We start from the raw sequence: 16,932 nt of genomic DNA on the forward strand, positions 1-16,932 counted from the left end.
CGCAGCGCTTGGCCGCCGCCATGCACAGTCAGATCATGGCGGAGTGATCTTTGCCGATCGTGATCCAGTCGGTGTCCGGAATAAACGCTTCGCCCATATCCTCTACCGCAGCACAGTCCAATTCCAGCGGCATCGTGCCAGCCCGGCCCGGCGATGACACCCGGCTCTCGAACGGAGAGTGGCCGAACCTGCGACGGAACATCCGGCTCATATGCGACGAGTCGCAAAAGCCGCATTCCACCGCAATCATGGTGATGGATTTATCCGTTTTTTCAAGGAAATGGCGGGCGATCGACAGCCGCACGTCCATGAAGGCGACTTGGGGAGACATGCCCAGACTTGTCTGGAACCGGCGTTCCAGCTGTCTTTTGCTCTTGCCCATCCTGCGGGCGATTTCCGCCACAGACAGCGGCGCATCGATATTCTGCTGCGTAATCAGCAGGGCGCGGCGAACGATCGGATCCTGTGGCTTGAACTGGAGGGGAATGCCCGGCTGGGGCTTTTCAGCATTAAGCGCATCGTCGATGATCATGATGTGCAGGCTTTTGCTGGCCTGCGCACGGCCGATATGCTTTTCGACAAGATAGGCCGCGAGATGCGCGGAACTGGCCCCGCCCGAACAGGTCAGCCTGTCCCTGTCGACGATGAATATCTGATCGGCAACCGGTTCAAGACCATCGAACTGTTCCAGAAAATCGCGGTGATGGAACCAGCTGACGCAGCATTTATAGCCCTTGAGGACACCTGCCTCGTGCAGGATGAAGGCGCCGGTGCAAATACCCACCAAAGGTATCCCCGCGGCCGCAGCCTTCCTCAGATATTCCAGATAGTCGCTGCCGACATTGCCTATCTCATCCACCAGGCCGCCGACGACCACGATATAGTCGAACTTGGCGGGATCGCCCAATCGCTCATTGGGTTGAACGGTGACACCAGAACTGGAGGACACCGCCTCCATCGTGTTCGACAATATCTTCCAGTCGCACAATATCTGCCTGCTGCGGTCCCCTTCGTCAGCAGCCAGTCGCAGGACATCGATAAAATTCGCAAATGCGCACAGGGTGAAGCGCCGCGTCAGGATGAAGCCCACAGACAGGCGCGTGCCGTTCGCCTGACGCCGCATCGCGGCGTTCAGCGCTGCCGGAGAACGGGTTTCCGCTTCTCTCGACGACAGAATCATCGCCGGCCTCCCTTTTTATGAACTTTATCTGACATGTCGTAGAGATAGCAAGAAACTGACGCAAATGTTCTTTTCCCCACCAGACTTGCGTCGCAAAACTACTCCTTACTGACGGCATTCCTGAGCGATCCGCAGACTGTCCGGCCGCTCTGTCACGGGAGCGGCTTCCCGGTCCCGGATCAACCGAATGGGAGGTCGCAACGCCTTGATCCATATGGATGTTGGAGAGGATTGCCGAATGAAAGTGGTGGTACCCGTCAAGCGTGTGGTTGATCACAACGTCAAGATTCGCGTCAGAACCGACGGCTCCGGCGTCGACCTGTCCAATGTAAAAATGTCCATGAACCCCTTCGACGAGATCGCTGTCGAGGAAGCCGTGCGCCTGAAAGAGCCGGGCGCGGTAGATGAAATCATTGCGGTGACCGTCGGCTCCGCTCAGGCGCAGGACGTATTGCGCACGGCGCTCGCCATGGGGGCCGATCGCGCCATCCTCATCAAGAGTGATGGGCCGGTAGAGCCACTCGATGTCGCAAAATTGCTGAAAGGGGTGGTCGTGGCCGAAGCGCCCCGCCTGGTATTGCTCGGCAAGCAGGCGATCGACGATGATGCCAATCAAACAGGACAGATGCTTTCGGCGCTGCTTGGCTGGTCCCAGGCAACCTTCGCTTCGCAGGTGGCGCTGAACGGCGACCATGCGCAGGTGACCCGTGAAGTCGATGGCGGCCTTCAGGTGATTGACGTCAGCCTGCCGACCATCGTCACCGTCGATCTGCGCCTCAACGATCCACGCTATGCCTCCCTTCCCAACATCATGAAGGCGAAGAAGAAGCCGATCGAGGAAAAGACCCCCGCCGATTACGGCGTCAATGTCGATGCGAGGCTGAAAATCCTCAGGACCGAGGAACCTGCCGCGCGCGCGCCCGGCATCAAAGTCGGCAGCATCCCTGAGCTTGTCGAAAAGCTCAAGAACGAAGCCTGCGTCCTTTAATCCGGGTTGGAGCAACCTCCATGACCATTCTTCTTTTCGCCGAACATGACAATATCAGCCTGTCCGAACAGACGGCACGCGCGCTGACGGCGGCGGCCCGGATCGGCGGGGACATCGACATAGTGGTGGCCGGCAAGGACGCCGAGGCGGTCGCGCAAGAAGCGGCCCGCCTTGACGGTGTGCGCCGGGTGCTGCTCGCGGAATGCGACGCCCTGGAACATCGGCTGGCAGAACCCACCGCCGCGCTGCTCGTATCGCTGGGCGCGGAATATGACGTTGTGATCGCTCCGGCGACCACCACGGGCAAGAATGTGCTGCCGCGCGTCGCGGCGCTTCTGGACGTGATGCAAGTCTCCGAAGTCGTGGAAGTCGTTGCTGCCGACACGTTCAAGCGACCGATCTACGCCGGCAACGCGATCCAGACCGTGCAGGCGACCGATGCCAGGACGGTCATCACCGTACGCACCGCCAGCTTCCCGCCGACAGGAACGCAGGACACCCCCGCGCCGATCGAGATTGTGGAGAGCGTCGAAAACGCGGGCCTTTCGCGGTTCGTCGAAAACCGCTTCGCGCGCAGCGAACGGCCTGAACTGGGGTCGGCGCGGATCGTCGTTTCCGGCGGACGTGCGCTGGGGTCCGAGGAGAAATTTGCTGAAATCATCCTGCCCCTGGCCGACAGGCTGGGCGCGGCGGTCGGCGCATCGCGTGCCGCCGTCGACGCAGGCTATGCGTCCAATGACTGGCAGGTGGGGCAGACCGGCAAGATCGTCGCGCCCGACCTCTATATCGCCTGCGGCATTTCCGGCGCGATCCAGCATCTGGCCGGCATGAAGGACGCCAAGGTGATCGTCGCGATCAACAAGGATGAAGAAGCGCCGATTTTTCAGGTCGCCGACTATGGCATCGTCGGCGACATTTTCGACCTCGTTCCCCAGTTCGAGCGCCAGCTGTGATGCGGCCCCACACCCTTTCCGAAAAGGAATAATCATGAGTGAAAAAGCCTATATCATTCAGCTGAGCTGCGACGACCAGCCTGGCATCGTTGCCAATGTCACCACCATTATCGCTTCGTTGGGCGCGAACATCCTGGAATCCAATCAGTTCTGGGACCGACAGGCAGATCATTTCTTTCTGCGCATCGCCATCACCGTGCCGGCGGAAGTGACACGCGAAGCCGTTGCGCGCGCGCTGGAGCCTTCGATCGACCGTTTCAAGCTCGACCTTAAGGTAACGGATGTCGATCAGCGTCCCAAGATCATCATCATGGTATCCAAATTCGACCATGCGATGCATCACCTGCTTTATCAGATAAAGGTAAACTGGCTCAATGCTGAGGTCGTTGCGATCGTGTCCAATCATGAAGCATCGCGGGCGGCAGCAGAAATCGAAGGCATAGCCTATTATCACTGGCCGGTGACCAAGGAGAACAAGGCGGAGCAGGAAGAGAAGCTGCTTAACCTGGTATCCGAAACCGGCGCTGAACTAGTGGTGCTGGCCCGCTACATGCAGGTTCTGTCCAACGAACTGTCCAGCAAGCTGTTCGGCAAGATTATCAACATCCACCACAGCTTCCTGCCCAGCTTCAAGGGCGCCAAGCCCTATCATCAGGCGCATGAGCGTGGCGTCAAGCTGATCGGTGCGACGGCACATTATGTGACGCCGGACCTGGATGAAGGCCCGATCATCGAACAGGAAACCCAGCGCGTCAGCCACAGCCTGACCAGCGAGGATTTCGTCGCCACGGGTCGCGACATCGAATCGCGGGTGCTGGCGCGGGCGGTCAAATATCATCTGGAGGGGCGCGTGATGCTCAACAGCCACCGCACGGTGGTCTTCACCCCCTGAAGATGCTCGCCGGGCCGAGCAAGAGCGTTGATCAGCAGGGAACATAATCGATGACGAAGATCATTGACGGAAAGGCATTCGCGGAAGGATTGGGCGCGAAGATTTCCCAATCCATCCCGCATTTTGCAGAACAGACGGGTCGGCGTCCGGGTCTGGCCGTCGTTCTGGTTGGCACCGACCCCGCCAGCGAAATCTATGTCCGCAGCAAGGGCCGGATGGCTCGCAAACTGGGCATGGAAAGCTTCGAGCATATACTCGACGAGGGTGTGTCGCAGGAAGAATTGCTGGCGCTGGTTGCACGGCTCAACGCCGATGACAGCGTCGACGGCATTCTGATCCAGCTTCCCCTGCCCGGCCATCTTGATTCGCTTGAACTGGTGTCGGCGATCGACCCGGCCAAGGATGTCGACGGCCTGCATCCGGTCAGCGCGGGCCTGCTCGCTTCCGGCCTGCCCGGCCTTGTGTCGTGCACCCCGCTGGGATGCCTGATGCTGCTGGAATCCGTACTCGGTTCGCTTTCCGGCCTCGACGCCATCGTCGTGGGCCGTTCCATTCTGGTGGGAAAGCCGATGGCGCAGTTGCTGCTCGCACGCAATTGCACCGTGACGATTGCCCATTCCCGCACCGCCAACCTCGCAGCCAAGGTCGCGCAGGCCGACATCGTCGTCGCCGCCGTGGGACAGGCGGACATGATCAAGGGCGACTGGATCAAGCCGGGCGCGACAGTCATCGACGTCGGCACCAGTCGCGTCATTCGCGACGGGCAGCAGAAACTGGTCGGCGATGTCGAATTCGCCAGTGCCGCCAAGACGGCGGGCGCCATTACACCAGTGCCGGGCGGGGTCGGCCCGATGACCATCATGACCCTGATGCACAATACGCTTCTGGCCGCCTATCGGCGCAACAGGCTGGCGGACCCGGCGCTATGACCGGCTCCGATTATTCGCGTCCATCCATCATTGCCCCCCATCCCTGACGAAGAGGAATGAAAATGTCTGCATTTCCTGAGAAGGCCCGTATCCTCATCGTCGGCATCGGCGGTATCGTGGGCGCATCGGTCGCCCATCATCTGGTCGAACGCGGCTCGGATGACATTGTCGGCAGCGACAAGTCCGGCATCCCCCCCGACATCGGTTCGACGGCGCCCGCTTCGGACTTCTGCCTGTCTCTTATACACATCTAGATGTGTATAAGAGACAGCCCATCATCTGGTCGAACGCGGCTGGGATGACATTGTCGGCATCGACAAGTCCGGCATCCCCACCGACATCGGTTCGACGGCGCACGCTTCGGACTTCTGCTACGCCACCAGCCATGATTATCTGACGACCTGGACCACTCTCTATTCGGTCGATTTCTTTGAAAAAATGGGTCATTATGCCCGCATCGGCGGCATCGAGGTCGCGCGCGTCGGCGACCAGCAGCGCATGGACGAAATCAAGCGCAAGGTGGCTTCAGGCAAGGCCTTTGGCACCCGCGCGCGGCTGATCAGCCCAGCCGAGATCAAGGAAAAATTCCCCCTTATCGAGGAGGATCTGATCCAGGGCGGCCTGTGGGACCCTGATGCGGGCCTCGTCATCCCCCGTTCGCAGACGGTCGCCGGCAAGCTGGTCGATCAGGCGGTGGACGCAGGCAAACTCAACATCTTTGCCAATACATCGGCTCTCTCGCTGATCGTCGAGGATGGGCGCATCAGGGGCGTCAAGACCACGCGAGGCGAAATCCGCGCCGATCATGTCGTCGTCTGCACCGGCCTTTGGGGTCGCCTGGTCGCGGAAATGGCGGGCGAGGATCTGCCGGTCTATCCGGTTGACCATCCTTTGACTTTTTTCGGCCCGTACAAGGAATTCGAAGGTACCGGCAAGGACATCGGCTGGCCCCTGCTGCGCGATCAGGGCAATTCAGCCTATATGCGCGACACTGGCGATCCCAGGACGGCCGAGGGCGGCCAGATCGAATGGGGCTATTATGAGGAGAAGGCGCCGCGCCTCGTCCATCCGCGCGACCTGCTCGAAAAGGAGTTCGCCCGCCTGTCGCCTTCACAGCGCGATCTGGAGATGGAGGAAGTGCTGGAACCGCTGGAACGGGCGATCGAACTGACGCCTATCCTTGGCGAGTTGGGCTATAATGAGAGCCACAGCTTCAACGGCCTGCTCCAGACCACGACGGATGGCGGCCCATCGATCGGCGAAAGCCAGAAAATCCGTGGCCTGTGGTATGCGGTCGGTATCTGGGTCAAGGATGGGCCGGGCATGGGCAAGCTGGTGGCCGACTGGATCACCGACGGTCGCACCGCCATCGACCATGCCAGCATCGATTATTCCCGCTTCAACCCCTATCAACTGGAAGAATCCTTCATCCGGGCGCGCTGCCTGGAAACGGCCGCCAAAATCTACAACCCGCCCGTCCACCCGCGCGAGCCGTTCGAAGGTGGCCGCAATATCCGCCGTTCGCCCTTCTACGAACGCGAGAAGGAACTGGGCGGCTATTTCATGGAACTGGGCGGCTGGGAACGCGCGCACGGCTATGCCGCCAACGAACATCTGCTCGACAAATATGGCGATCGCATTCCCGAACGTGAAAATGAATGGGACAATCGCCATTTCTGGCGGGTTTCCAATGCCGAGCATCTGGAACTCAGCGAAAATTGCGGCATCATCAACCTGTCGCACTTCCATATCACCGACATTGAAGGGCCGGACCATGTCGCGCTGCTGGAATGGCTTTGCGCGGCGAAGATCGGCGGCGACAATAATATTGGCAAGGGCATCTACACCCACTTCCTGGACGACGAAGGCAATGTGCGCGCCGACTTTACCGTGATCCGCATGGCGGACCGCGGCCGCCTGATCAACGGCGCGGATGCCGGGCCGCGCGACATCAATTATATGCGCCGGGTCGCGCAGGATAAGGGTTTTGACGTCACGATCACCGATGTGACGGAAAAATATATCACCATCGGCATCTGGGGCCCCAATGCCCGCGAAAATCTGCAGAAGGTGGTCGCTGATCCCGATGGCCTCTTGCCGGAAAATTTCCCGTTCGCCTCCATCAAGCCGATCAGCATCGCGGGCAAGGATGTAGCCGCCTTCCGCATTTCCTATGTCGGGGAACAAGGCTGGGAGCTGCACATGGCCTATGAGGATGGCCTGGCGGTGTGGGATGCACTGCGGTCGACCGGGGTCATTGCCGTGGGTGTCGAAACCTATGCCAATTCGCGCCGCCTGGAAAAGAGCCTGCGCCTCCAGAATGCGGACCTGCTGACCCATTACAATCTGCTGGAGGCAGACCTGAATCGCCCCAAATGCAAGGAAGCCGACTTCCGGGGCAAAGCGAAGCATCTGGAACATCGCGCACGCGCACATCAGCCTGCCAAGCTTTGCACGCTCATCATGACCGACAATGTCGATGACAAGGGCGTGGCACGCTATCCGGTCGGGATATTGCCGGTACTTGATCCGCAGACAGGCGAGACCCTGATCGACGAACTGGGCCGCCGTTCCTACACGACGTCGATCGCCTACGGCCCGACAATCGGCAAGAATATCGCATTGGCCTATCTGCCATGGTCTTACTGTCAGGAAGGTCGCCAGCTTCAGGTCGAATATTTCGGCGAAATCTATCCGGTGGAGGTCGCTTCAATCGGGTACAAGCCGCTCTACGATCCGGAGAATAAGAAGCCGAAAAGCTGACGCGGTCGGTTCGACACTGCATGGCGCGGCACGACGTTGCCAAAGGCCGCGCCAGCCATTTCTCCGCGCCATCGGCGCAGGGTTTCGAAGGACGACATGATGCTAGAATTGACCCAATGTCTGAAGGCGAATGATCCGCCCCGGCTTCGAGCATCTGAAACCCTGTACGTCATACGTCTGAAGAACTGCGCCTTTTACGCCAATCATGGCGTGTTCGACGAGGAAAAGGCGCTGGGACAAAGATTCCATGTCGATGTGGAGTTGCACGTCAACGCGCTCCAGAGCCTGGAAAATGACGATATTCGCGGCACGATAGATTATGGGGCCGTGTTCGCCGCTATCGAACAGATCGTCTCAGGCCAGCGCCGCTTCCTGATCGAGGCGCTGGCGCTCGACATGGCCAAGGCGCTGTGCCACCGCTTCACGCAGGTCGAGGCGGCGCAGGTGACGATCAGGAAACCCAATGCGCCCATCCGTGGCGTCCTCGATTATGTGGAGGTCGAAGTGCGTTGGCCGTTCGCATGACAGGATGGGCTATTTGCGCTTCGATACCGGCCGCTGGCCATGTCGCGGATCGGTAGAAAAATGTCGCATCCATCCTATGGAATGGACGATGTGGCGCGATAGCCTGAATCTGTCAGGGGGATCAGTACAGGCCGGGATAAACGGCCGTTCCGATCGGGGTTGAGCACCATCAACCCAGAGAATGTAAGCAACATTGCCGTACTGTGTGAGAAAATGTCATCACCAATCGGCAGGATCTGAAATAGTGGGGAAGGAAGCGATATGACCGCGCGTGACGAGATGCTCAGCCTTATCCAGGGCCGCAAGCCCCAATACTCGCTTCCCCAGCGCTTCTATGTCGATCAGCAGTTTTTCGACCTGGACATGGAGCTCATCTGGTATCGCGACTGGTTGTTTGCGGGGCATGATTGTGAACTTCCCAAAACGGGCAGCTATTTCACACTCCAGGTCGGCGCCTATCCGATCGTCGTCCTGCGCGACAAGGATGGCGGGATTCGCGCGTTCCATAACAGTTGCCGCCATCGCGGCAGCCGGGTCTGCAACCAGCCCAAGGGGACGGCGCCAAAGCTGGTTTGCCCCTATCATCAGTGGACCTACAATCTGGACGGCAAACTGGCCTTCGCCCGCCAGATGGGCGATGATTTCGACCCTTCAGACCATGCGTTGAAGCCTGTCGCCTGCGAAAGCGTTGCCGGTTATATCTTTATCTGCCTGGCGGCAGAGCCGGCCGACTTCAAGCCCTTCCGCGATCTCATGTCACCCTATTTCACCCCGCACAATTTGTCGGAAGCAAAGGTTGCCCATGAATCGACGATCATCGAGAAAGGCAATTGGAAGCTGGTCTGGGAAAATAATCGCGAATGCTATCATTGCGCTGGCAGCCATCCAGAATTGTGCAAGACCTATTCGGAATCCCCCAATGTGACTGGCGTCAGCGGGGGCGGCGAAGATCCTGAAATGGCGGGGCATTGGGCGCGGTGCGAAGCCGCAGGCCTGCCCGCGCAGTTCCAGATCCATGACAGTGGCCAGTTCCGCGCGATCCGCGCTCCGCTGCTGCGCGACGCGGAAAGCTACACCATGTCGGGCAAGCGGGCGGTACAGCGCCCCCTGTCCGATGCCGTAACGGCGGAAAAAATCGGTGCGCTGATGCTGTTCAACTATCCGTCGACCTGGAATCATGTGTTGATCGACCATGCGGTGACGTTCCGCGTCATTCCGATCGGGCCCAATGAAACCGCGGTCACGACCAAATGGCTGGTTCACAAGGACGCGGTGGAAGGCGTGGACTATGATCTGGACGAACTGACCCATGTCTGGAAGCAAACCAACGATCAGGACCGCCGCATCGTAGAGGAAAATGCCTTCGGCATCCGTTCGCCCGCCTATGAGCCCGGCCCCTATTCGGCCCTGCATGAAGGCGGCGTGGTACAGTTTGTCGACTGGTATGCCAGCTTCATCGAACCGCGCCTGAAGGGTTCTGCGCCGAACCACCTCAAGCAAGTCGCATAACCGGCGCGGACCGGACGGTTTCAGCCCGCCGAGGGAAGAACTGCAGCGTGGCGTCGGTTTCGCCGTGAAGCCTTTGCGGTGGAAAGGTTCCCGTAACGCTCGTAGCGGCGGTCTCCCTGAAGCATCCCCGTCGTTGTGGCAGGTGTGCCGCGACGGCGGGTTTTGCCCCATCGGGTATAGGGAATGCGCGGCCAGCCGAGAAACGCTGTCGCGCGTTCTTACCCATAATCGCCCTGCGCTCTTCGAAAGCGCCCGAGCGTCAAATTGACCGATAAGCGTCTTTGCGCGCCAGATACCGATGCCGGAGCTGCGTCAGACCCCGTCGCTGAAAAACAGACGGGCAACATGCCGCGCCTGGCTATTCAGACAGGTTAGCAAGTAGAAGTAAAGGAACACTCAGCGCAGTCGCTCCAGAAATCATTGATTTTTCGATGATTTCTGGAGCGGGCGAAGGGATTCGAACCCTCGACCCCAACCTTGGCAAGGTTGTGCTCTACCCCTGAGCTACGCCCGCTCGACGCTTGATGGAGACGCTGTCCCCGTCGGGTGAGGCGGGCAACTAGCAGCGCTTTTCGGGATGGGCAAGGGGAGAATTGCCAAGATCGTGAAATTCCTGCTCCGACTGGCAAAGTGGGCGACTTTGCAGGGCTTTGCGCCCGTGTCGCCCGACGCGAAAGGCATGCGCGGCAATGCCAGGGCCGCCGATTGCTGCCCATGATTGATTCGCTCTGTCCGAAAAATCAACATGGGTGGCATTTCGCAACTTTGCCTGGGTGGTCATTCTGTTAATCTGGGGATCAAACTCCATATTTATGTCCAGCGGCGGATCATTTGTCGCGTCCCTTCGTATGACAGACCAAGCAAGAGGAAGCACCCGCGATGCCATCCGATCATCTCACGCGCCGTTCCCTGTTGCAGGGGAGTGCGGCGGTTGCCGCAGCGGCCCCCACGCTGGCGTCTGCCGGTGCGGCCACTGCACGACCCACAGCCAAGGGAGAAACCGGGATGATCCCCGTGGAATTGACCGTGAACGGGCGCGAGGTGCATCTGCAACTCGATCCGCGCACCACCCTGCTCGACGCGCTGCGTGAGCATCTGCATCTGACCGGGACGAAGAAGGGTTGCGATCAGGGGCAGTGCGGTGCGTGCACCGTCATCGTCGAAGGCAGGCGTATCAACAGCTGCCTGACGCTGGCGGTCATGCATGATGGCGACACGGTGACGACGATCGAGGGGTTGGGAACTCCCGACAAGCTCCATCCGATGCAGCGCGCCTTCATCACGCATGACGGTTATCAATGCGGCTATTGCACACCGGGACAGATATGCTCGGCTGTCGCGGTGCTGGAAGAGATCGCGGCAGGAGTCCCGAGCCATGTGACCGATGATCTGGATCAGGTTGCGCTATCCGACCGAGAATTGCGCGAAAGGATGAGCGGCAATATCTGCCGCTGCGCCGCCTATCCCAACATCATAGCCGCCATGAATGAAGTGGCCGGGGAGAAGAAGGCATGAAGCCTTTTACCTATAGCCGCGCGACCAGCGTTGCGGATGCCGCCAAGACCGCAGCTGCGATGCAGGGTGCGCGCTTCATTGCCGGCGGCACCAATCTGCTCGACCTGATGAAGCTCCAGATCGAAACGCCGACTCACCTGATCGACGTCAATCATCTGGGCCTCGACCGGATCGAACCGACGCCAGAGGGTGGATTGCGCATCGGCGCGCTGGTCCGCAATACCGACTTGGCGGCCGACAAGACGGTGCGCCGCGACTATGGCGTGCTGAGCCGCGCGCTGCTGGCGGGCGCTTCGGGACAATTGCGCAACAAGGCGACAACGGCAGGCAACCTGCTTCAGCGCACCCGATGCCCTTATTTTTACGACACCAACATGCCTTGCAACAAGCGCAAGCCCGGCAGCGGTTGCGGCGCGATTGGCGGGATCAGCCGTAGCCTCGCCATATTGGGGGTAAGCGACGCCTGTATCGCCCAGCATCCCAGCGACATGGCAGTGGCGATGCGGTTGCTCGACGCGCAGGTAGAGACGGTCGGGGCGGACGGCGTGGCGCGCGCCATACCCATCGCCGATTTCCACACGCTGCCCGGTGACACACCCCATATAGAATCCGCGCTCAAGAATGGCGAGATCATCACATCGGTGACCTTGCCCAAGCCAATCGGCGGCACCCATGTCTATCGCAAGGTGCGCGACCGGGCGTCCTACGCCTTTGCGCTGGTGTCGGTCGCCGCCGTGTTCGGCAAGGACGGCGGAGGCCGCTTCGCCTTTGGCGGCATCGGCGCAAAACCATGGCGAACGCCAGCGGCAGACGCTGCCGCCTCATCCGGGGCGAAGGCGGTGGCGGAAGCGACACTGAGCGGCGCGCGCACGACCCATCACAATGCATTCAAGAAAACGCTGGTCGAACGGACGCTGGCGTCGCTCTATCGGCAGAAGGAGGCCCGGTCGTGAAATTCGATACGCCCGCCACCACCAATCCCATCGACAAGGGCCGCGTCGTCGGCGTCGCGCAGGACCGTATCGACGGCCCTGCCAAGGTTACCGGCAGTGCGCCCTATGCCTATGAACGGCATGATGCTGCACCCAACGCCGTCTATGGCTGGATCGTCGGGTCCGCGATCGCCAAGGGAAGGATCGCGGCCATGGACCTGCGCGCGGCTGAAGCAGCGCCCGGCGTGCTGGGGATAGTGACCCACGCCAATGCCGGTAAGCTGGGCAAGGGAAATTATAATACCGCTCCGCTGCTGGGCGGCCCGGCGATCATGCATTATGATCAGGCGGTGGCGCTGGTGATCGCCGACACATTTGAAAATGCGCGCGCAGCCGCCAAGCTGGTGCGGATCGATTATACGCCGCAGGATGGCAAGTTCGATCTGAACACCGAACTGGACAATGCCGTCAAACCACCAGACAGCGGCTTCGGCGGGGCCGCCGACACTGCCGTTGGCGATTTTGACGGAGCCTTTGCCAAGGCAGCGGTCAGGATCGACGAGCGCTACACTACCCCAGACCACAGCCATGCCATGATGGAACCGCACGCTACCACCGCCGCGTGGAACGGCGACAAGCTGACGCTGTGGACGGCAAATCAGATGATTGCCTGGAGCGTGGGGGAAGTCGCCAAGACGCTGGGCATTCCCAAAGACAATGTCCGTCTCGTTTCGCCCTATATTGGCGGAGGTTTTGGCGCCAAGCTGTTCCTGCGCGCCGACGCATTGCTTGCGGCATTGGGGGCGAGGGAAGTCGGACGTCCGGTCAAGGTCATGATCGCCCGCAACCAGATACCCAACAATACCACCCATCGTCCCGCGACGGTCCAGCGCATCCGCATAGGTGCCGACAGGAATGGCGTGATCGATGCCATCGGCCATGAAGTATGGTCGGGCGACCTGCCCGGCGGCGGCCCGGAGACGGCGGCGATGCAGACGCGGCTGCTCTATGGTGGCGCGAACCGCCTGACCGCGCATCGCCTCGCCACGCTCGACCTGCCCGAAGGCAATGCGATGCGCGCCCCCGGCGAAGCCGTCGGTCTGCTGGCGCTGGAAATCGCGATGGACGAACTGGCGGAAGCATGCGGCGTCGATCCGGTCGAACTGCGCATCCGCAACGATGTGCAATATGATCCCGAAGCGGGGCCGCAACGCCCCTTTTCCAGCCGCAAGCTGGTCGAATGTTTGCGCGCCGGGGCTGTCCGGTTTGGATGGAGCAAGCGCAATCCCACACCTGGCAAGGTGCGCGATGGTCGCTGGCTGGTCGGCATGGGGGTGGCCGCCGCATTCCGTAACAATATGGTCGGCAAATCGGGCGCGCGGATCGGCGTGGATGGCACCGGCAAGGTCATAGTCGAAACCGACATGACGGACATCGGCACCGGCAGCTATACCATCATCGGCCAGACCGCGGCGGAAATGCTGGGCGTATCGCTGGATGACGTCATCGTGCGGCTGGGCGACAGCCGCTTCCCCGCATCCGCCGGGTCTGGCGGTCAATGGGGAGCGAACAGTTCTACAGCCGGCGTCTATGCCGCCGCCATGGCGCTGCGGGCAAAGCTTGCGGAAAAGGCGGGCTATCCGGCCGACCAGGCGCAGTTTGAAGATGGTCTGGTGAAATTGGGCAATCAGTCGCAAACGCTGGCTGCGCTCGCCGGTCGCGAGGGTCTATGGGCGCAGGACAGTATCGAATTTGGCGATCTGGACAAACGCTATGCCCAGGCGACGTTCGGCGCGCATTTCTGCGAAGTCGGGGTGGACATCGACACCGCCGAAGTGCGCATCCGCCGCATGGGCGGGGCATTTGCGGCCGGACGCATTCTCAATCCCAAATCCGCGCGCAGCCAGGTGATCGGCGCGATGACCATGGGCGCCGGTGCGGCATTGATGGAGGCGTTGGAGGTCGACACCCGCTTTGGCCTGTTCATCAATCATGACATGGCCGAATATGCCGTGCCGGTCCATGCCGACATACCCGAACAAGATGTGCTGTTCATCGACGAACTGGACGACAAAAGTTCACCGATGAAAGCCAAGGGCGTGGGCGAGTTGGGCATTTGCGGCGCGGGCGCTGCGGTTGCCAATGCAGTCTACAACGCCACTGGCCTGCGGCTGCGCGACTATCCGCTGACCATCGACAAGCTGTTGAAAGCGCAGATGACCTGACGATGGACCGACCCAAGGTCTAATGGAGCGCCGTCCCCTGTCCCCCTAGCCTTCCTCCCATAGACATAATGGAGGATGGCATGAGGGGTGTGACGGCGCTGTTGGCAACCAGTGCGATGGCGCTGTGCGGCGGCATCGCGCGGGCGGATGAGGCAGATGCCGGTCGCCAGCCCATCATCGTGACGGCGCCGGGCGGCGGCATCGACAGCGACGACGGCCTGTCGCTGTCCGCCGCCGACATCGCCAAAGGCGGCAGTCCCGATCTGCTGGGCGCGCTGGTCCGTAACTTCGCCGGTGTCACCTTGCAGGACGCGCAAAACAACCCGTGGCAGCCCAATCTGGTCTATCGCGGCTTTGTCGCTTCGCCGCTTCAGGGACAGGCGCAGGGGATCGCCACCTATCTGGACGGCGCGCGCTTCAACCAGCCGTTCGGCGACACCATGCAGTTCGACCTGTTGCCCGAAGCCGCCATTGCGCGGATTAGCCTGCTCGACAAAAGCGCGGTTTATGGCCTCAACGCTCTGGGCGGGGCGTTGCTGATCGACACCAAGACCGGGCTGAGCGATCCCGGACTGGAGGCCAGCGTTTCACAGGGCCGGTTCGGCATGACCGAAGCGAGCATCGCGGCGGGCGGGGCACGGGGCGATTTCAGCGCCTTCGCGGCGTTTCAATACACACGGGACGATGGCTGGCGCGCCTTTTCGCCCTCGACATTATATAATGGCTATCTCGACCTGGGCTTCGACGCGCCTGGTGGTGGCCTGCACATCAAGCTGGTCGGGGCGGACACCGACCTGACCGGCAATGGCGTTTCGCCGGTCGAACTGCTCGCGGTCGATCGGCGCGCGGTATTCACCTGGCCCGACAATAGCGCCAGCCGCTATGGCCGGGTCAGCCTGCATCCCTGGGTCGCGCTATCGGATACGACCCGGATCGAAGGGACGCTCTACGCGCAAAAACTGACGCTGCGCAGCGTCAATGGCGACGCTGCCGATATCGAGGGTTGCGAGGAAGAGGATGAGGCTGGCCTGCTGTGCCTGGAAACGGTGGGGGATACCGAAGATGAGGAGGAACAGGCGGTCCTGACAGACGCCAATGGCGATCCGATCGCCGATAGCCTGGGGGGTGAAGGCTATGGCGTCCTCAATCGCGGGCGCACCGCGACGCGGGCGATGGGGGCGCTGGTGCAACTGATCGACCAGCGGGCGTTGGGCGCGGGGGACAATCATCTGGCGCTGGGGCTGAGTTACGACACAAGCCGCACCCGGTTCGACACATCGACCGAACTCGGCGCGATGACCGACGAGCGAAGCGTCGAAGGGCTGGGACCGATCATCATCCAGCCAGACGGCGCCATCGCGCCCGTGGGATTGGTCGCCCATACCGATTATTGGGGGGTATTCGCCCAGGATCGGTTACCCATCACCCCGCGCCTGTCAGCCGAAATCGCACTGCGATATAATTGGGCGCGGGTGGTGTTGCAGGACCAGATCGGCACCGCGCTCAATGGCCGGCATCATTTTTCCCGGCTGAATCCCGGCATCGAGTTCGACTATGAGTTGTCCGACGCTTTGGCGCTGCGGGCGGGCTATGCGGAAAGCAACCGCGTGCCGACTCCGGCCGAACTGTCCTGCGCCGATGAAAATGCGCCATGCAGCCTGACCAATTTCTTCATCGCCGATCCGCCGTTGAAGCAGGTGGTCGCCAAAAGCTGGGAAGCGGGTGCGAAGGGCAAGGCGCAGCTTGGCGGCTTTGCGGTTGATTGGCTGTTGTCGGCCTGGCGGACAGACAATCGCAACGACATTCAATATGTCGCGTCGGAAATCCGCGGCCGGGCCTATTTCCGCAATATCGGCAGTACCAGGCGGCAGGGGGTGGAAGCGACGATCCGCGCGCATCGGGGCGGGCTGCAAGCGGGCCTCAGCTATGCCTTTACCGACGCCACTTATCGCGCGCCGCTCAGCCTATCCAGCCCGGCCAATCCGACAGCGGACGAGGACGGCCTGATCGCAGTCGAGCGCGGCGACCGCCTGCCCGGTATAGCCCGGCATAGCGCGACGCTGAACCTGGACTATGCCGGACAGGGCTGGAGCATCGGCGGCGATGTGATCGCGCGATCGGGCCAATATCTGGTCGGCGACGAAGGGAATGATACGCCCAGGCTGGGCGGCTACGCCATCGTCAATCTGCGCGCGAGCGTGGATGTGGTGCGCGGCGTCAGCCTGTTTGGCGAGGTGCGCAACGCGCTGGGCAGGCGCTACGCGACCTTTGGCACGTTCAGCGAAGTCGATGAGATCGAACTGGAGGAGGTGCCGGGCGCATCCAATCCCCGTGCCTATGGACCGGGCGCACCGCGCCGCTGGCAGGGGGGGATCAGGGCGCGCTTTGACGTCGATACGCGGCAGCACTGCCGCTTCGATGCCAGGATAGAGATGCGACACGCTGCGCGGCACTTCGTAGCGGGCGGCGGCCATCCGGGCAAAGCGGGCGGGGATAGGCAGAGATGTGTATAAGAGACAGG

At 61.2% G+C, this 16,932-nt stretch carries 14 protein-coding genes and 1 tRNA gene; 12 read left to right on the forward strand and 3 right to left on the reverse strand.

Annotated elements, in window-relative coordinates; translation table 11 throughout:
* Window positions 1-28: 28 nt before the first annotated feature.
* Window positions 29-1,180, reverse strand: coding sequence for a GlxA family transcriptional regulator (locus FE851_RS13985; RefSeq protein ID WP_145203310.1), 1,152 nt, complete (start codon window positions 1,178-1,180; stop codon window positions 29-31).
* A gap of 238 nt (window positions 1,181-1,418) precedes the next feature.
* On the opposite strand from FE851_RS13985, the gene FE851_RS13990 reads away from it, so the two are divergent.
* The 8 genes from FE851_RS13990 (at window position 1,419) to FE851_RS14025 (ending at window position 9,739) form a co-directional block, all read left to right on the forward strand.
* Entirely contained in the window at window positions 1,419-2,168 is a 750-nt protein-coding gene (locus FE851_RS13990) for an electron transfer flavoprotein subunit beta/FixA family protein (RefSeq protein WP_145203312.1), read from the forward strand.
* Between the two features lie 20 nt (window positions 2,169-2,188).
* Complete coding sequence (locus tag FE851_RS13995) at window positions 2,189-3,121, forward strand: electron transfer flavoprotein subunit alpha/FixB family protein (RefSeq protein WP_145203315.1); 933 nt, start codon at window positions 2,189-2,191, stop codon at window positions 3,119-3,121.
* A 34-nt stretch (window positions 3,122-3,155) separates the two neighbouring features.
* Window positions 3,156-4,013 (forward strand): formyltetrahydrofolate deformylase, encoded by an 858-nt coding sequence (gene purU, locus FE851_RS14000; protein ID WP_130751720.1) that lies wholly within the window; start codon window positions 3,156-3,158, stop codon window positions 4,011-4,013.
* 50 nt (window positions 4,014-4,063) lie between these two features.
* Entirely contained in the window at window positions 4,064-4,942 is an 879-nt protein-coding gene (gene folD, locus FE851_RS14005) for a bifunctional methylenetetrahydrofolate dehydrogenase/methenyltetrahydrofolate cyclohydrolase FolD (protein ID WP_145203318.1), read from the forward strand.
* Window positions 4,943-5,004: 62 nt separating this feature from the next.
* Window positions 5,005-5,196, forward strand: coding sequence for an FAD-binding oxidoreductase (locus FE851_RS14010; protein WP_145203321.1), 192 nt, complete (start codon window positions 5,005-5,007; stop codon window positions 5,194-5,196).
* 25 nt (window positions 5,197-5,221) lie between these two features.
* Window positions 5,222-7,705, forward strand: coding sequence for an FAD-dependent oxidoreductase (locus FE851_RS14015; RefSeq protein WP_145203324.1), 2,484 nt, complete (start codon window positions 5,222-5,224; stop codon window positions 7,703-7,705).
* Between the two features lie 96 nt (window positions 7,706-7,801).
* Window positions 7,802-8,230: a dihydroneopterin aldolase gene (gene folB / locus FE851_RS14020; protein WP_019054020.1), complete on the forward strand. Its 429-nt coding sequence runs from the start codon at window positions 7,802-7,804 to the stop codon at window positions 8,228-8,230.
* 261 nt (window positions 8,231-8,491) lie between these two features.
* On the forward strand, window positions 8,492-9,739 hold the full coding sequence (locus FE851_RS14025) for an aromatic ring-hydroxylating oxygenase subunit alpha (protein ID WP_145203327.1): 1,248 nt from the start codon (window positions 8,492-8,494) through the stop codon (window positions 9,737-9,739).
* Between the two features lie 439 nt (window positions 9,740-10,178).
* Here the strand turns inward: FE851_RS14025 and FE851_RS14030 are convergent.
* Window positions 10,179-10,253, reverse strand: a tRNA-Gly gene (locus FE851_RS14030).
* 45 nt (window positions 10,254-10,298) lie between these two features.
* The gene (locus FE851_RS26175) at window positions 10,299-10,547 is read right to left on the reverse strand and encodes a hypothetical protein (protein ID WP_186378819.1); all 249 of its coding nucleotides are present in this window, start codon (window positions 10,545-10,547) and stop codon (window positions 10,299-10,301) included.
* Between the two features lie 71 nt (window positions 10,548-10,618).
* Between FE851_RS26175 and paoA the strand changes: the two genes are divergently transcribed.
* The 4 genes from paoA to FE851_RS14050 all read left to right on the forward strand — a co-directional run bounded on the left by paoA (window position 10,619) and on the right by FE851_RS14050 (window position 16,924).
* Window positions 10,619-11,254, forward strand: coding sequence for an aldehyde dehydrogenase iron-sulfur subunit PaoA (gene paoA / locus FE851_RS14035; protein ID WP_145203330.1), 636 nt, complete (start codon window positions 10,619-10,621; stop codon window positions 11,252-11,254).
* Window positions 11,251-12,207 (forward strand): FAD binding domain-containing protein, encoded by a 957-nt coding sequence (locus FE851_RS14040; RefSeq protein ID WP_145203333.1) that lies wholly within the window; start codon window positions 11,251-11,253, stop codon window positions 12,205-12,207. Before paoA ends, FE851_RS14040 begins: the two co-directional genes overlap by 4 nt.
* Window positions 12,204-14,411 (forward strand): aldehyde oxidoreductase molybdenum-binding subunit PaoC, encoded by a 2,208-nt coding sequence (paoC, locus tag FE851_RS14045; protein ID WP_145203335.1) that lies wholly within the window; start codon window positions 12,204-12,206, stop codon window positions 14,409-14,411. The genes FE851_RS14040 and paoC overlap by 4 nt, the downstream gene beginning before the upstream one ends.
* Before the next feature lie 80 nt (window positions 14,412-14,491).
* Complete coding sequence (locus FE851_RS14050) at window positions 14,492-16,924, forward strand: TonB-dependent receptor (RefSeq protein ID WP_261370940.1); 2,433 nt, start codon at window positions 14,492-14,494, stop codon at window positions 16,922-16,924.
* The last annotated feature ends 8 nt before the right edge of the window (window positions 16,925-16,932 follow it).

Origin of the sequence: Sphingobium sp. B2, assembly GCF_007693735.1 — a bacterium.
GTDB lineage: Bacteria > Pseudomonadota > Alphaproteobacteria > Sphingomonadales > Sphingomonadaceae > Sphingobium > Sphingobium xenophagum.

Excerpts from the sequence above, each read along its gene's own strand:
- FE851_RS14050 (WP_261370940.1), top strand. The coding sequence starts at position 14,492 with ATGAGGGGTGTGACGGCGCTGTTGGCAACCAGTGCGATGGCGCTGTGC.
- FE851_RS14025 (WP_145203327.1), top strand. The coding sequence starts at position 8,492 with ATGACCGCGCGTGACGAGATGCTCAGCCTTATCCAGGGCCGCAAGCCC.
- FE851_RS13985 (WP_145203310.1), bottom strand. The coding sequence starts at position 1,180 with ATGATTCTGTCGTCGAGAGAAGCGGAAACCCGTTCTCCGGCAGCGCTG.
- FE851_RS13995 (WP_145203315.1), top strand. The coding sequence starts at position 2,189 with ATGACCATTCTTCTTTTCGCCGAACATGACAATATCAGCCTGTCCGAA.
- FE851_RS14040 (WP_145203333.1), top strand. The coding sequence starts at position 11,251 with ATGAAGCCTTTTACCTATAGCCGCGCGACCAGCGTTGCGGATGCCGCC.
- folD (WP_145203318.1), top strand. The coding sequence starts at position 4,064 with ATGACGAAGATCATTGACGGAAAGGCATTCGCGGAAGGATTGGGCGCG.
- FE851_RS26175 (WP_186378819.1), bottom strand. The coding sequence starts at position 10,547 with ATGGAGTTTGATCCCCAGATTAACAGAATGACCACCCAGGCAAAGTTG.
- paoA (WP_145203330.1), top strand. The coding sequence starts at position 10,619 with ATGCCATCCGATCATCTCACGCGCCGTTCCCTGTTGCAGGGGAGTGCG.
- FE851_RS14010 (WP_145203321.1), top strand. The coding sequence starts at position 5,005 with ATGTCTGCATTTCCTGAGAAGGCCCGTATCCTCATCGTCGGCATCGGC.
- folB (WP_019054020.1), top strand. The coding sequence starts at position 7,802 with ATGATGCTAGAATTGACCCAATGTCTGAAGGCGAATGATCCGCCCCGG.
- purU (WP_130751720.1), top strand. The coding sequence starts at position 3,156 with ATGAGTGAAAAAGCCTATATCATTCAGCTGAGCTGCGACGACCAGCCT.
- FE851_RS13990 (WP_145203312.1), top strand. The coding sequence starts at position 1,419 with ATGAAAGTGGTGGTACCCGTCAAGCGTGTGGTTGATCACAACGTCAAG.